Below are 15,283 nucleotides of genomic sequence, written 5' to 3'. Positions count from 1 at the left end.
AGGTCGGCACCATGATCGAGTTGCCGCGCGCGTGCCTGATGGCCGGCGACATCGCCAAGACCGCCGAGTTCTTCTCGTTCGGCACCAACGATCTGACCCAGACCACCTACGGCATCAGCCGCGACGACGCCGCGAGCTTCCTCGGCACCTATGTTGCCAAGGGCATCCTCGAGATCGACCCGTTCATCTCGGTCGATCGCGACGGTGTCGGCGAGTTGGTCAAGATCGGCGTGGCGCGCGGGCGCAAGACCCGCCCCAATCTCAAGGTCGGGATCTGCGGCGAGCACGGCGGCGATCCGGCTTCGGTGGCGTTCTGCCACGAGATCGGGCTGGACTATGTGTCCTGCTCGCCCTACCGCGTGCCGATCGCGCGGCTGGCCGCAGCGCAAGCCGCCCTCGGCAAGGCCGTCGCCAGCCAGGCCTGAGGCACGACAACATCTGTTGAGACCGAAATGGCCGGGGATCTCCCCGGCCATTTTTCGTCTGTGCCAATACGGGACCCCGTCATGCTGCGGGAACTCAACTTCGTTGACGCGACGTTTACCATTTTCGTCGGGCGCCTGTTTACCAAGCTTTTCGAAGCCATTCCGCCAACCGCAACGTTTCCTTGCGTGTATCGCGTGTGCAACCCTGATTAACGCCCCGGCAACCTAAATTCGATACCAACAAAAAAGGTCGAATTTTACGGATGTACTGAAATTCGATTTTGTGTGTGTAAGCGTTGCGTGAGCGTAATCGATGTCAGTAGTGCGTAACCGGCCGAAGGGCGCGCGTTTTGCGCCCTTCGGTCTGGGTCTTTGCATCTTCGCATTGATCCCGACCGAGCTAGGATACCAGGATATCGCATCGCTGCTGGCAAGGCAGCCCGGTGTCGCCGAGCGCTGGCAGAAGCGTGTCTCCTCCGCTGCCAGCAACATCCAGCTCGCCACCTACAGCTTCGGCCGCCCGATCGGAACCGCCACGCCGCAGACCGTGAGCTATCGGCTGGCCCGTCTCGACAATCAGGGCATCGACATCACGGGCTCGGTGACGCGCAATCCGATCGTGCAGGCGCCGCCGCGCTATCAGGTGTCCGATTTCCCGCGAGTCGACCGTACCCTGAAGGGCGACCGCCTCGTCACGGTCACGCCCGAAGCGACTTCGCCGGCGCCCACCGGGGGCGCGCCCGCTTGGGAAGATCCATCGACTTCGAATGCATCCGTGAAGGGCGCCAAAACCGCGGATGCTGTCCCGGTTGCCGAGCCTGCAAAACTCGATCCGGAACTCGCGGCCGCGCTGAGCGCGCCGCCGCTGGCGCATTACGATGTTGCGATGTCGCTCGAGGCCCAGCCGCTCGACGAACTGAAAGTCCCGTCCAGAGCCGTTACGGCAGTCGAACCGGCGCCGGCGCGCGACCATTTCTCGTTCAAGACCTCCAGCCTGTTCTTCGGAAGCTCTTCGCTCGGCTCGGCCGAGAGCATGGAGCGCTGGCAACCCGGCGAAGAACCGATGATCGTGCTGCCGCAAGCGCCCGATCCGGACCTGAAGGTGATGGCGTCGCTGCCGCCGCCGGCCGATGAGCCGTCCAAGGTCGTCGAGAGTGGCGAGAGCATTGCCGCCAAGGGTGAAGTCAACGCCGACAACCAGCGCGCCAAGACTCCGGCCGAGCGCCTTGGCCTGCTGGACGAAAAGTCACGCGCCAAATCGGAAAAATGCCTCACGGAAGTGATCTATTTCGAGGCGCGCGGCGAAGCCGTGCGCGGCCAGATCGCGGTGGCGCAGGTGGTGCTGAACCGCGCCTTCTCCGGCAAATATCCCGACACGGTGTGTGGCGTGGTCTACCAGAACAAGCACCGCCATCTCGCCTGCCAGTTCACCTTCGCCTGCGACAACAACCCCGACGTGGTAAAAGAGCCCGACATGTGGGAGCGCGCCAAAAAGATCGCGAAAGCGATGCTCGACGGCCAGCTCTGGCTGCCGGAGGTGGCGAAATCGACCCACTACCACGCCTATTGGGTACGCCCGTCCTGGGTCAGCGAGATGAAGAAGATGTACAAAACCGGCGTGCATACCTTCTATCGGCCGCGTAACTGGGGCGACGGCAGCGAAGCGCCGAGCTGGGGCACCACGGCGCAAACCGCGGAAATCTCGGCGAAGCTCGCTGAAGCCGCGCAAAGCTCCGCCGAACTGGCCAGCGCGAAGCGCTGACTCAAATCGTCATCCTTGAGGAGCGCGCTCTTGCGCGCGTCTCAGGATGACGTGGGTCACGCATCAATATCCAGCGCGACGTCGAAGTTGGGTGCGGAGTGCGTCAGCGCACCCACCGAGGCGTAGTCGACGCCGGTCTTTGCGATGTTCGCGATCGAGTCCAGCGTGACGCCGCCGGAGGCCTCCAGCACCACGCGGCCGCTGGCCAGCTTCACCGCCTCGGTCAGCATGGCGATATCCATATTGTCCAGCAGCACCACGTCGGCGAGCCCGCTGTTGAGCACCTCGCGCAACTGCGCCAGCGTATCGACCTCGATCTCGACCTTGACGAGGTGTCCGATGTGGGCCCGCGCACGCTCCAGCACCGGCCGCACGCCGCCGGCGACCGCGATGTGGTTGTCCTTGATCAGGATCGCCTCGTCGAGCCCGAAGCGGTGATTGAAGCCGCCGCCGCAGCGCACCGCGTAGTTCTCCAGCGCGCGCAGCCCCGGCGTGGTCTTGCGGGTGCAGCAGATCCGTAATTGGGTGCCGGCGGCACGGCGCACATAATCCGATGTCAACGTGGCGATGCCGGAGAGCCGGCCGACGAAATTCAGGGCGGTGCGCTCGCCGGCCAGCACGGCGCGCGCCGGCCCCGAAATCGTCAGCACCTGCACACCCGCCGCGACGGTCGCGCCATCGCGAAAATGAGCCTCGATGCTGATATCCGGCGACAGCCTTTGGAACGTGGCAACCGCCAGCGGCAATCCGGCGATGATGCCCGACTGCCGTGCGATCAGGATGGCATGGGCCTTGGTCGCCTCCGGAATGGTGGCGATCGAGGTGATGTCGCCGGCGCGGCCGAGATCCTCGTCGAGGGCACGCTGCACGGCCTCGTCGATCGCGAGTGGCGACAGAAAGGCTTCCGGATTCAAAAGTGAGGCGGGTGTTGTCACGAAGGCTACTCCCATCAGGCGGTGATCGGTTGCGGGACCCGCAACTCGGAACACTCAGCGAGCGACGCGGCGATTTCGCGCGCCGCGGCCAGCGTCGTCATGGTGCGATGCGCCAGCGCCGGCTTCTCGACCGGACAATCGATGCGGTAGTGCGCGCCACGGCTTTCGCGCCGCGTCCAGGCGGATGCCGCCACCAACAGGGCCGTCGTCGCCATATTGCGCAGCGCGACGTTGCCGCACTGCCGCTCGATATCCGCGAAGGCGCGTATCGCTCCGGCCAGACGATCGCCATCGCCGATGACGCCGACATGCGAGGTCATCATCGCCCGCAGCCGGGCTTCCGATAGTGCTGACATCGCGCGGTTCTGCTGATTGATCGACGCGAAAGACAGGCGCGCAGGCGGAGCAATCGCGTGGCCCGCAATATCCTCGGCGATACGCGCGGCATAGACCACGGCTTCGAGCAGCGAATTCGATGCCAGCCGGTTGGCGCCATGCGCGCCGGTGCAGGAGACTTCGCCACCGGCCCACAGGCCCTCGATCGAGCTGCGGCCGTGCCAGTCTACCGATATGCCGCCCATGTGGTAATGCGCGGCGGGTGCGACCGGGATCGGCTGCGTCGCCGGATCGATGCCGGCGGCGAGGCAGCTGGCATGGACGGTCGGAAATTTCCCGGCGAAATGCGCGCCGAGCGCCTTGGTCGCGTCGAGGAACACGCCACGGCCAGCGGCGATCTCGGCGAATACGCCGCGCGCCACGATATCGCGCGGCGCCAGTTCGGCGAGCGGGTGCAGTGCCGGCATAAAGCGCTCGCCCCGATCGTTGATCAGGGTGGCGCCTTCGCCGCGCAGCGCTTCGGTCGCCAGCGGCGCCGGATCGCGGCCGGCCATGATCGCGGTGGGATGAAACTGCACGAATTCCGGATCGGCGATCACGGCGCCGGCGCGCGCGGCGATGGCGAGGCCAAGGCCGCCGGCTTCGGCCGGGTTGGTCGTCACCGCGTAGAGGCGGCCGATGCCGCCGGTCGCCAGCACCACCGCGCGCGACGCGATGGTCACCGGTCCGGTGGTGGCATCGCCGATATGGCGCAGCTGCAGTCCGGTGACCGCGCCATCCTCCGTCAACAGCGCCTCGGCGGTATATCCTTCGATCACCCGGATCGAGGGCGTGCGGCGGACGGCTTCGATCAGCGCCGTCATGATCGCCATGCCCGCCATGTCGCCGCGCACATGCACGATGCGCCGCGCCGAATGCGCGGCCTCGCGGCCAACCGCGAGTTTTCCCTCGATGTCGCGATCGAACGGGACGCCGTAATGCAGGAGATCATGAATGCGTGCGCCGGCTTCGCGCGCGAGGCCGAGCGCAATGCGCTCATCGACCAGGCCGGCGCCGACCGCGACGGTGTCGGCCGCGTGCGCCTCCGCGCTGTCCCCCTCGGCGACGGCCGCCGCGATGCCGCCCTGTGCCCAGGCCGTCGAGGCGCCCTGGCCGAGCGGCGCCGCGGAAACCACGGTGACCGGACGCGGCGCCAGCTTCAGCGCGCAAAACAATCCGGCAAGGCCGCCACCGACGATGACGACGTCGTCGGTGCTGCGGGTGAGGTCGTCGTAATCGTGGGCTGTCATGTCAGCTTCCTCTCCTTCGTCGTCCCTGCGAACGCATGGACCCATACGCCGCGCCGTTAGTTGTGTCGGTTGGTGAGAGTCGTTGCTAATCATCAGCAACGGTGGTTATGGGTCCCCGCGCCCCGTGCGCCATTGCGCACTAGGCGGGGACGACGAACTTAATTCTTCAGATTGATCATCCGCTCGACCGAACGCCGCGCTCGTTCGGCAATCACGGGATCGACGGTGACCTCCTCACGCAGGTAGATCAGGCTGTCCAGAATCTTCGGCAGCGTGATCCGCTTCATGTGCGGGCACAGATTGCACGGCCGCACCATTTCGATACCGGGCAGTTCGGCCCTGACGTTGTCCGCCATCGAGCATTCGGTGATCATCACCACGCGCTTCGGACGGTTGCTGCGAACCCAGTTGATCATGTGCGCGGTCGAGCCGGTGAAATCGGCCTCTGCCAGCACGTCCGGCGGGCATTCCGGATGCGCGATGATCTGTACCGAGGGATCGGCCTCGCGATAGGCGCGCAGCTCGTCGCCGGTGAAGCGCTCGTGCACCTCGCAGGCGCCCTTCCAGGCGATGATCTTCACGCTGGTTTTCGATGCGACATATTTCGCCAGATACTGGTCCGGCAGAAAGATCACGGTCGGCGCACCCAGGCTCTCCACCACCTCGACCGCGTTGGACGAGGTGCAGCAGATATCGACCTCCGCCTTGACGTCGGCCGATGTGTTGACATAGGCGACCACGGGCACGCCAGGAAAACGCTCGCGCAACAGCCGCACGTCGGCGCCGGTGATGCTCGATGCCAGCGAGCAGCCGGCGCGCTTGTCCGGGATCAGCACCGTCTTGTGCGGATTCAGGATCTTCGACGTCTCCGCCATGAAGTGCACGCCGCACTGCACGATGATGCCGGATTTTACCCTGGTGGCTTCGATCGCCAGCTGCAGCGAATCGCCGCCGATATCGGCGACGCAATGGAAGATCTCCGGCGTCTGGTAATTATGCGCCAGGATCACCGCGTCGCGCGTCTTCTTCAGCTCGTTGATCGCCTTGATATAGGGCGCCATGAACGGCCACTCGGCCGGCGAGATCACCTTCTTCACGCGCGCATAGAGATGCGCGGTGTCCCGCTCGACCTCGGGCGTCCATTCGAGCGATGGCATCGGCAGCGCCCGGGCCCGCTCGGCGGCGGTCACGCGGCTGCGCGCCTGGGCGGCGGGATGGCCGTGGTCCGGGTTTCCGAAATCGTCAGGACCGTAGATTCCAGCGATCGGCATGGGTGCCTCCCTCGTAAGGTTTATATATGCTCAATATGAGCATATATGGGTTCTGAGAAATCCGGCCACGAGGGGCCGGCGTTTTCGAAAGCGGCGTAACGTTCAGTTCGGACCGACCTGCAGCCGCGCAGAGCGTTCGGCTCGTCGCGGGGAAATCATCTTATCCTCATTTAGAGCAAAACAAACATAGCATCCCTTTCAGCGCACCGCCAGATGTCCGGACTGCCAATTCTTCATTTCTGCCCGACGCGATTTGCAACGCTGCAATGCAGGGCGTGATTTTCCGGATCGGACGATTGGGATTTTCATGCGAATGCATTAACTCCGTGTCATGAGCTCGCCGGCCTTGCCGGTTCGAAGCCAACCATCGGGGAATTCCATGACGACCAGCGCAGCCGAACTCCGCCCATCTCAAGGCTTCGGCTGGCGGACGCCGCTGGTGATCATCATCTGCGGCTGCGCGATCGCGCTGCTGAGTTTCGGGCCGCGATCCAGCGTCGGCTTTTTCATTCAGCCGATGGGCCGGGATCTTTCCCTGGGCCGCGACGTCTTCGGCCTGGCGCTGGCGCTGCAAAACCTGTTGTGGGGGCTGGGCCAGCCAGTTGCCGGCGCGATCGCCGACCGCTTCGGTGTCATGCGCGTGATGGTTGTCGGCGCGCTGCTGTACGCCGGCGGCCTGTTGATGATGCGCTACGCCACCACGCCGCTGTCGCTGGATATCAGTGCTGGCGTCCTGATCGGCTTCGGGCTTTCGGGCTGTTCGTTCAACCTCGTGCTCTCGGCATTCAGCAAGCTGCTGCCGCCCGAGAAGCGCGGCATCGCGCTCGGCGCCGGCACCGCCGCCGGGTCGTTCGGGCAATTCCTGTTCGCGCCGTTCGGCGTGGCGCTGATCGACAATTTCGGCTGGCAGTCGGCGCTGATCGTGTTCGCCGGCCTGATGCTGCTGATCCTTCCGCTGTCGCTGGCGCTGGCGACCCCGCCCGCGACCGCAACCAATGTGCCTGTCGTGGAGCAGCAGTCCTTCAGGACGGCGCTGGCGGAAGCGTTCGGCCATCGCTCCTACGTGCTGTTGGTGCTGGGTTTCTTTACCTGCGGCTTTCAGCTCGCCTTCATCACCGTGCATCTGCCGGCCTATCTGTCCGACCGCGGTGTCACCACGCAAACCGGCGGCTGGGTGATCGCCGCCATCGGCCTGTTCAACATCATCGGCTCGCTGGGCGTCGGCTGGCTGCAGAACATATTTCCCAAGCGTTACATCCTGTCGGTGATCTATTTCACCCGCGCGCTGTCGATCGTCGCCTTCATCTCGTTCCCGATCACCACCTTTTCGGCGATCGTGTTCGGCGCCATCACCGGGCTGACCTGGCTGTCGACGGTGCCGCCGACCTCGGCGCTGGTCGCGCTGATGTTCGGCACCCGCTGGTTCGCCACGCTGTATGGATTTGCCTTTGTCAGCCATCAGGTCGGCGGCTTCCTCGGCGTATGGCTCGGCGGCATCGTGTTCGAGCAGTTCGGGTCCTACACGCCGATCTGGTGGCTTTCGGTGCTGTTCGGCGTGCTGTCGGCGCTGATCAACCTGCCGATCGTCGAGGCGCCGGTGGCGCGCCCGGTTGCGCAACCGGCCTGATGAGGTAAACATCCCCGATCAAGAGTTTGGGGAGAGTTTACGTTGGCAATGTTCAAGGCGATCAGGATCGACAAGGCGGAAAAGGGCACCACTGCCGCGCTCACGCAATTCGACGAAGCCGAATTGATGGAAGGCGACGTCACGGTCGCCGTCGAATATTCTGATCTGAACTACAAGGACGGCCTGGCCGTCACTGGCAAGGCGCCGGTGGTGCGGCGCTTTCCGATGATCGCGGGCATCGATTTCGCCGGCACCGTCGAGCAGTCGTCGCATCCGGCGTGGAAGGCCGGCGACAAGGTGGTCTGCACCGGCTGGGGCATGGGCGAGACCCATCTGGGCAGCTACGCCGAAAAGGCGCGGGTCAAGGGCGACTGGCTGGTGCGGCTGCCCGAGGGAATGTCGCCACGCGACGCCATGGCGATCGGCACTGCCGGTTTCACCGCCATGCTTGCGGTGATGGCGCTGGAAAAGCATGGCCTGACCCCCGGGGATGGCCCCATCGTCGTCACCGGCGCGGCCGGCGGGGTCGGCTCGGTCGCCACCGCCGTGCTGTCAAAACTCGGTCATCACGTCATCGCCTCGACCGGCCGGATGTCGGAAGCCGATTACCTGAAGGGCCTCGGTGCGGTCGAGGTGATCGACCGCGCCGAGCTGTCGGGGCCGGCCAAGCCGCTGGCCAAGGAGCGCTGGGCGGGCGGGATCGACAGCGTCGGCTCGACCACGCTGGCCAACCTGCTCTCGATGACGAAATACCGCGGCGCCATTGCCGCCTGCGGCCTCGCCGCCGGCATGGACCTGCCATCCTCGGTGGCGCCGTTTATTTTACGCGGAGTGTGCCTTCTCGGCATCGATTCGGTGATGTGTCCGATCGAGCTGCGCAGGGCCGCCTGGAGCCGCCTTTCCAGCGATCTGGATCATGGCAAACTTGCTGAAATTACTCATGAAATTGGATTGGGCGAAGTCATCGCCGCCGGCGCCAAAATCCTCGCCGGGCAGGTCCGCGGTCGAATCGTGGTAAAAATTCTCTAACGGCGTTCAGACTTTACCAACCAAGCTGCTCCAATGTTGCCACGGTTGGTATGGTAAGCAGCGGGTAAAGAGTGATCAGGTGGTTACCCGCGGCTCAAGGTCAGGTTCGGAGTTGCAGCATGTTTGTGCGTTTCGTGTTGGGGGTCGTCGTGGCCGGTGCGGTCATCGCGCCCGCTCTGGCCGGGCAGATGAATGCCGACGAGGCCCGCCGATTTGTCGCCGGTAAGGTTTTCGCCTTTACCTGTTTCGACGGCACCCGCGGCTCTGGCCGTATCCTCGACGACATGGGTGCGGCTGGCGCCGTACAGTTTTCCGGCGCCGCCCGGGTGCGCCACATGCGGCTTCCCGGCAATACGTTGCAGGTTCGCGGCCAGTCCGTCTGCGCGTCGATCAAGGGCGTTCCGTTCGAGCCCTGCTTCAATCTCGAGAAGAAGGACGAGCGCAGCTTCCGCGGCTCGGTGTCGGGCATGGGTTTCGCCTATTGCGATTTCCGCCATCAGGGCGCGGCCCAGATGCTGATGGCCCGCGCGGTATCGCGTCCCCGTTCGCTGCACGCGCCGGCCAACGCCCGCTCGGCGGACGCGTCGCGGAACGACATCACGGCAAGCGTCGAAACCCCGAAGGTCGAGAGCGCCAAGCTCGATCCGGTCAAGTCCGCGGCCGCATCGGAAGCAGCGAAGTCCGAGGGCGCAGCCGAACTTCGTCGCTCGACCGACTGAAACGTCACCGGCGTCAGCCATCACGCCTTCAGGTTCGCCTCCCGGTTGGTTGCGGGGACGCCGGCGGCGCCGTGCAGCGCGTGATGCCGTAGTCATACGGATTGGCGTTTTCATCCGTTGGTAGCGACTCGCGAGCCATTTTCGTCCATCTTCGGCAGGCTGTGGGGGCGGCCCAAAAACTGGGTGCAAAATGTCGCTGTACTTCTTCCGGATTAGCCATGGCCGCTATTCGGGCGCTTCCGATCTCGGAACTGAATTCGAGAGCCGTGAAGACGCCTGGGCCGAGATGACCAAGGTCTGCGGCAATCTGCTCGGCGGCATCTCACGCGGTCTCAAGCAAAACGCCGAATGGCGCATGGAACTGCTGGACGAAGCCAAGAAGCCGGTTTTTCGAGTCCGCCTGGTGGCGGAGACGGTGGGGTAGATCTAGCGCGCTGCGGCGGCGGCCTTTTGCGCCACCGCTTTAGCGACTTTCCAGTCTCAGCGGCGCATTTCCGGCCCGGAGCGTTCTCCCGTAGTTCTACGGGGCCGAAAATTTATATTCATGAGAGGCCTTAAAGGTTTTTCTCGATCGAGAGCAATTGTCGCTCTCATTCAAATCCAATTTCAGACTCCTTTGGCGCCAGTGAGCGGGTCAACGTGAGAATTATATGGTGATCCTCATTCAAACCGTCCGCATCGGGACCTGGCTTGCCGCGTCTGTGTTCGACGATGGAGCCCTCTCGCTGCGCTGAAGGAAAACGCCCCGAGCGATATTCTCTTGCGAGTTGTGGCAAGATTTGAGTGGGAGTGTCGTTGCGCGGTCTAAGTCGCTGCTAACCCAAGCGAGATAAAGTGTTGTTGACGCTTGACATGGTCGCGGTCAGGGAAAATCGACAGAGTGCGTTGAAATCACAGAGACATCACCCTGAAGCTCTGAGCTGCGCTGAAAGCGCGGCAAATATTTCATCCTCAGAGCGTGGAAATCTCAAACTTCGCAAGCAGACGAAAAACCTCTTTCTGCAATCCCACCAATCCGGAGAACACGAATGTCGATCGATCGTCGAATGCTGTTGCGTGGCGCGCTGGCTTGCGCCTGCTGCGCCAAGGCGGGGCTAGCCATAGCATCGGACGCGCCGGCGCATGGCGGCGCGGCAGCGGCTCACTGGAGCTACGAAGGCGATGGCAATCCCGAGAAGTGGGGCGAACTTCAATCCGATTTCAAGATGTGCCAGCTCGGCGTAGAGCAGACGCCGATCGATCTCAGTAACGGCATCAAGGGCGACGTCGGTTCGGTCGATTATGATTACAAGCCGCTACCGCTCCGCATCGTCAACAACGGCCATACCATCCAGTTCAACGCCGATCCCGGCAGCGCCTGCGTCATCGGCGGCGCGCGTTATGAATTGCTGCAGTTTCATATGCATCACCCGAGCGAGCACCTGCTGGCGGGAAAAGGCTTCGATCTGGAATGCCACTTCGTGCACAAGTCGAGCGCCGGAGCGCTCGCGGTGACCGGCGTGTTCATCCGGCCAGGTGCGGCGAACACGGCACTGAAGGCGTTCTTCGAGCAGATGCCCGCCAAGGCAGGGCCGGAGGTCAAGGTTGCAGGTTCGGTCGATATCGCGGGCGTCCTGCCGAAGACCGGCGGTTACTTCCGTTACATGGGTTCGCTGACGACGCCGCCCTGTTCCGAAGGCCTCACCTGGACGGTCCACAAGGAGCCGGTCGAGGCGTCGGTCGAGCAGATCCAGAAATTCGCCGCACTGTTTCCCAAGAACGCCCGTCCGATCCAGCAGCGCAATCGCCGCTTCGTGATCGACGCGTCCTGATCTCCTAGATTCTTGAAATTGAAGGAATAGCACTGTGAGCCAGTCTTCATCATCCGCCAGCGTCGCGTCGTCCGGCCTGTTCGGATTCTTTACCAACCGCAAAATCAGCACCAAGATCGCGATCGGATTTGCCTGTATCCTCACCATAACGGGCGTGATTTCCGCCATTTCCTATCTGGAGTTCGGGAAAATAGATCGGGACTTCTCCGACTACTCGCGAAAAGTGACCAATGGTGCCGTCATCAGTGACATCGATCGGCAGTTCCTGGCGTTCCGGCGCTATGCCGGTGAGGTCTCGGAAAATATCGAGGAGAACTTCGCCGCCGCCGACAAGACTCGCAAGATCGTGCGCGAGCGTCTCGACCAGGCATTGAAAAGTATCAAGGATCCCCAGCGTCTCGCGAAGGTGAAGGGGATGTCCGATCAGTTCGACGTCTATTCAAAGGATTTCGACAAGGTCGTTCCGATGCAGCGCGATCAGGCAAAACTGGTCAAGGAAGTGCTCGATCCGGTCGGGCAGAAGTTGCGCGTCGATCTGGAGCGGCTGCAGAAGAACGCCGCGGTCCAGGCCGGCAACAGCAACACCGTGATCCTCGCCGGCGAGGCCATCAAACTGCTCATGCAGGTGCGCCTCAACTCCGACAAGGCGCTTGCGCGCCATGACGAGGCCTTCGTGAAGGTCGCCGAAGTCGCTTTTGCGGATCTCAAGCGCGTTCTGGCGACTTTCGATGCGGCGATAGTCAACCCGGACGTGCGCAAGCAATTCGATGAAGTCAGGTCCAACGCCGACAAATTCCACGATGCCTTCGTCAAGGCCATGCACGACTCCAAGGAAGTAAGCGGCCTGATGAACGGCGAGATGCGAAAGGCGGCCCGTGCGATCGCCGCCGAAGCTGCTTCGATCAAGGAGAGCGTGGTCGCCGAAGAACACAAGATCGAGCAGGAGGTGACCAGCCTGATTGCGTCGGCCAACACGATGATTGTCTGGGTTGCAGCCGGCAGTCTGGTCCTCGGGATGGTGCTGGCATGGTTGATCGGACGCGCGATCTCCAGGCCGGTGGTCGGGCTTTGCGCAGGGATGCGCGAACTCGCCGAAGGCAATTTCCAGGTCGTGCTGCCCGGTCTCGGCCGTGGCGACGAGGTTGGGGACATGGCGCAGGCGGTCGAGACCTTCAAGGTCAAGGCCGAGCAGAAGGCTCGCGACGAAGCGGAAGCCAAGATGAAGCAGGATCAGATCGCCGCGCAGCAGCGCAAGGCCGATATGATCAAGCTCGCCGACGATTTCGAAGGCGCAGTCGGCGAGATCATCGAAACCGTCTCCTCGGCATCGACCGAACTGGAGGCCTCTGCCGGTACGCTTACTTCGACCGCCGATCGTGCCCAGGAACTGACGACCGCCGTCGCTGCGGCCTCCGAGGAAGCCTCCACCAACGTGCAGTCGGTGGCCTCCGCCACCGAGGAACTGTCGTCGTCGGTCAACGAGATCAGCCGTCAGGTCCAGGAATCCTCGCGGATGGCCAATGAGGCCGTCCATCAGGCCCGCACCACCAACGACCGGGTCGGCGAACTGTCGAAGGCGGCCGCCCGCATCGGCGACGTCGTCGAACTGATCAACACCATCGCCGGCCAGACCAACCTGCTGGCGCTCAATGCCACCATCGAGGCGGCGCGCGCCGGTGAGGCCGGTCGCGGTTTCGCCGTCGTGGCTTCCGAGGTCAAGGCGCTGGCAGAGCAGACCGCCAAGGCCACCGGCGAGATCGGTCAGCAGATTACCGGCATCCAGGCCGCGACGCAGGAGTCGGTGACCGCGATCAAGGAAATCAGCGGCACCATCGAGAGGTTGTCCGAGATTTCATCGACCATCGCGGCGGCGGTGGAAGAGCAGGGCGCGGCGACGCAGGAGATATCCCGCAATGTGCAGCAGGCGGCGCAGGGCACCCAGCAGGTCTCCTCCAACATCATGGATGTGCAGCGCGGCGCCAGCGAGACCGGATCGGCTTCCTCGCAGGTGCTCTCTGCGGCGCAGTCACTGTCGGGCGACTCCAACCGCCTCAAGCTCGAGGTCGGCAAGTTCCTCAACACGGTGAGGGCGGCCTGATCAGAGGTATCCGTCGGCACCCGGCTCCATGCGCGGCTGCCGGCGAATACCGCTCGCTTCCCGGTATTCATACGGTGTTACCCATTAACCTCAGCTGAAATCATTAACTGTATGGCTCAGTTACGGCGCTCATCGAACGCGAAGATGGTTCCCGTTCGACCGCCTACGCCCGCGACGTCCGCCCCCGGACTAGCTGGCTGCTCTTCAGCGGAGGATGATGATGTTTGCCATGCTGAGCCAGTTCAAGATGACCGTCGGCCGCAAGATCTATGCCTTGATCGGCCTCAGCTTCATCGGCGTTGTGGGAATTGCCATCTTCGACTCGCGCGAATTGGCGTCGAGCCTCAATCAGCAAAAGCAGATCGAGTTGCGGCACCTGACCGAACTGGCGCTGGGTATCCTCAAGGAAGAACATGCCCTGGTGCAGAAAGGCGGCATTACCGACGCTGACGCGCAGAAGCGGGCGCTGGCCCGGGTCGCGACGCTCCGATATGGCAGCAACGACTATTTCTGGGTCAACGACATGCACCCGCGCATGGTGATGCATCCGATGAAGCCGGAGATGAACGGCACCGATATTTCGACATTCAAGGATCCGAACGGCAAGGCCCTGTTCGTGGATTTCGTCAACGTCGTCCGGAAGGACGGCGCGGGTTTCGTCCCCTATGAGTGGCCGAAGCCGGGTGTCGACAAACCGCAGCCGAAGCTGTCCTACGTTGCCGGCTTTGCGCCGTGGAACTGGGTCATCGGCACCGGGGTCTATATCGACGACCTCAATGCGCAGACCTGGGCTTCGACCCGGTCAGCGATGTTGGCCGCCGGCCTGGTGCTGCTGCTGACGCTCGCCGTGTCTATGCTGGTGGCTCGCAGCATTACCCGGCCGCTGCAGCGCATGACGGTGACGATGAATGATCTGGCCAGCGGCAAGCTCGACGTCGAGGTATCCGGCATCGACCGCAACGACGAGGTCGGCGAGATGGCCAAGGCGGTCGAAGTCTTCAAAAGCAATGCGGTCGCGCGGCAGGGACTGGAGGCCGAGCAGAAGGAAGCCGAGACCCGCTCCGTTGCCCGGCGCAAGTCGGACATGAACAAGATGGCCGACGATTTCGAGGGCGCGGTCGGACAGATCGTCGAGACCGTATCTTCCGCATCGAACCAGCTGGAGGCTTCGGCCGGAACGCTGACATCGACCGCCGAGCGCGCGCAGGAACTCACCACCATGGTCGCCGCCGCCTCCGAGGAAGCCTCCACCAACGTGCAGTCGGTGGCGTCCGCGACCGAGGAAATGGCGTCGTCGGTCACCGAGATCAGCCGTCAGGTCCAGGAATCCGCGCGGATGGCCAATGATGCCGTCGGCCAGGCCCGCACCACCAACGATCGCGTCGGCGAATTGTCGAAGGCGGCGGCCCGCATCGGCGATGTCGTCGAACTGATCAATACCATCGCCGGCCAGACCAATCTGCTGGCGCTGAACGCGACCATCGAGGCGGCGCGTGCCGGTGAAGCTGGCCGCGGCTTCGCGGTGGTGGCCTCGGAAGTGAAGGCGCTCGCCGAGCAAACTGCCAAGGCGACCGGCGAGATCGGTCAGCAGATCACCGGTATCCAGGCCGCGACCCAGGACTCGGTCAACGCCATCAGGGAGATCAGCGGCACCATCGAAAAGCTGTCCGAGATCTCCGCGACCATCGCTTCGGCAGTCGAAGAGCAGGGCGCGGCGACGCAGGAAATCTCCCGCAACGTGCAGCAGGCCGCGCAGGGCACCCAGCAGGTCTCGACGCACATCACCGACGTGCAGCGCGGCGCCAGCGAGACCGGATCGGCCTCCTCGCTGGTGCTCTCCGCGGCACAGTCGCTGTCCGGCGACTCCAACCGCCTCAAGCTCGAGGTCGGCAAGTTCCTCAATTCGGTGCGGGCGGCCTGACAAGGGGCGGGCCCGAATCGTCTGACACGTTGGCGTCGCGGCAACCCGCGATGGATCGGA

The 15,283-nt window shown here is 63.6% G+C and carries 12 protein-coding genes; 9 read left to right on the top strand and 3 right to left on the bottom strand.

Features of this window, described 5'->3' with window-relative positions; all coding sequences use genetic code 11:
• A partial coding sequence (locus Q7T45_RS21885) for a putative PEP-binding protein (protein WP_304873509.1) occupies positions 1-425 on the top strand: 425 nt, incomplete at its 5' end.
• Between the two features lie 313 nt (positions 426-738).
• Positions 739-2,187 (top strand): cell wall hydrolase, encoded by a 1,449-nt coding sequence (locus Q7T45_RS21880; protein WP_304873507.1) that lies wholly within the window; start codon positions 739-741, stop codon positions 2,185-2,187.
• Between the two features lie 56 nt (positions 2,188-2,243).
• Here the strand turns inward: Q7T45_RS21880 and nadC are convergent, their stop codons facing one another.
• The 3 genes from nadC to nadA form a co-directional block, all read right to left on the bottom strand.
• Positions 2,244-3,122, bottom strand: coding sequence for a carboxylating nicotinate-nucleotide diphosphorylase (nadC, locus tag Q7T45_RS21875; protein WP_370691335.1), 879 nt, complete (start codon positions 3,120-3,122; stop codon positions 2,244-2,246).
• A 14-nt stretch (positions 3,123-3,136) separates the two neighbouring features.
• Positions 3,137-4,747 (bottom strand): L-aspartate oxidase, encoded by a 1,611-nt coding sequence (locus tag Q7T45_RS21870; protein WP_304873503.1) that lies wholly within the window; start codon positions 4,745-4,747, stop codon positions 3,137-3,139.
• 158 nt (positions 4,748-4,905) lie between these two features.
• A complete protein-coding gene (gene nadA, locus Q7T45_RS21865; protein ID WP_304873500.1) occupies positions 4,906-6,018 on the bottom strand; it encodes a quinolinate synthase NadA in 1,113 nt (370 codons plus the stop codon).
• A gap of 379 nt (positions 6,019-6,397) precedes the next feature.
• Between nadA and Q7T45_RS21860 the strand changes: the two genes are divergently transcribed.
• The 7 genes from Q7T45_RS21860 to Q7T45_RS21830 all read left to right on the top strand — a co-directional run bounded on the left by Q7T45_RS21860 (position 6,398) and on the right by Q7T45_RS21830 (position 15,223).
• Positions 6,398-7,645, top strand: a complete 1,248-nt coding sequence (locus Q7T45_RS21860) for an MFS transporter (protein WP_304873498.1) — start codon at positions 6,398-6,400, stop codon at positions 7,643-7,645.
• Positions 7,646-7,687: 42 nt separating this feature from the next.
• Positions 7,688-8,674, top strand: coding sequence for an MDR family oxidoreductase (locus tag Q7T45_RS21855; protein WP_304873497.1), 987 nt, complete (start codon positions 7,688-7,690; stop codon positions 8,672-8,674).
• 119 nt (positions 8,675-8,793) lie between these two features.
• On the top strand, positions 8,794-9,393 hold the full coding sequence (locus tag Q7T45_RS21850) for a hypothetical protein (protein WP_304873496.1): 600 nt from the start codon (positions 8,794-8,796) through the stop codon (positions 9,391-9,393).
• A gap of 190 nt (positions 9,394-9,583) precedes the next feature.
• Positions 9,584-9,817, top strand: a complete 234-nt coding sequence (locus Q7T45_RS21845; protein ID WP_304873495.1) for a hypothetical protein — start codon at positions 9,584-9,586, stop codon at positions 9,815-9,817.
• A gap of 604 nt (positions 9,818-10,421) precedes the next feature.
• Positions 10,422-11,204, top strand: a complete 783-nt coding sequence (locus tag Q7T45_RS21840; RefSeq protein WP_304873493.1) for a carbonic anhydrase — start codon at positions 10,422-10,424, stop codon at positions 11,202-11,204.
• A 34-nt stretch (positions 11,205-11,238) separates the two neighbouring features.
• Positions 11,239-13,302 carry a methyl-accepting chemotaxis protein gene (locus tag Q7T45_RS21835; protein ID WP_304873491.1) on the top strand — a complete coding sequence of 688 codons (2,064 nt, stop codon included), beginning with the start codon at positions 11,239-11,241 and terminating at the stop codon, positions 13,300-13,302.
• A gap of 217 nt (positions 13,303-13,519) precedes the next feature.
• On the top strand, positions 13,520-15,223 hold the full coding sequence (locus Q7T45_RS21830; protein WP_304873519.1) for a methyl-accepting chemotaxis protein: 1,704 nt from the start codon (positions 13,520-13,522) through the stop codon (positions 15,221-15,223).
• Positions 15,224-15,283 lie beyond the last annotated feature (60 nt).

It is taken from the genome of Bradyrhizobium sp. (genome assembly GCF_030646015.1).
In the GTDB taxonomy this organism is placed as follows: Bacteria; Pseudomonadota; Alphaproteobacteria; order Rhizobiales; family Xanthobacteraceae; genus Bradyrhizobium.
This window is presented reverse-complemented; position numbering and strand designations above follow the sequence as displayed.

What these genes read in the sequence shown, in the direction of transcription:
- Q7T45_RS21880 (WP_304873507.1), top strand. Translation starts at nt 739, where the DNA reads ATGTCAGTAGTGCGTAACCGGCCGAAGGGCGCGCGTTTTGCGCCCTTC.
- Q7T45_RS21870 (WP_304873503.1), bottom strand. Translation starts at nt 4,747, where the DNA reads ATGACAGCCCACGATTACGACGACCTCACCCGCAGCACCGACGACGTC.
- nadA (WP_304873500.1), bottom strand. Translation starts at nt 6,018, where the DNA reads ATGCCGATCGCTGGAATCTACGGTCCTGACGATTTCGGAAACCCGGAC.
- Q7T45_RS21860 (WP_304873498.1), top strand. Translation starts at nt 6,398, where the DNA reads ATGACGACCAGCGCAGCCGAACTCCGCCCATCTCAAGGCTTCGGCTGG.
- Q7T45_RS21850 (WP_304873496.1), top strand. Translation starts at nt 8,794, where the DNA reads ATGTTTGTGCGTTTCGTGTTGGGGGTCGTCGTGGCCGGTGCGGTCATC.
- Q7T45_RS21845 (WP_304873495.1), top strand. Translation starts at nt 9,584, where the DNA reads ATGTCGCTGTACTTCTTCCGGATTAGCCATGGCCGCTATTCGGGCGCT.
- Q7T45_RS21840 (WP_304873493.1), top strand. Translation starts at nt 10,422, where the DNA reads ATGTCGATCGATCGTCGAATGCTGTTGCGTGGCGCGCTGGCTTGCGCC.
- Q7T45_RS21830 (WP_304873519.1), top strand. Translation starts at nt 13,520, where the DNA reads ATGATGTTTGCCATGCTGAGCCAGTTCAAGATGACCGTCGGCCGCAAG.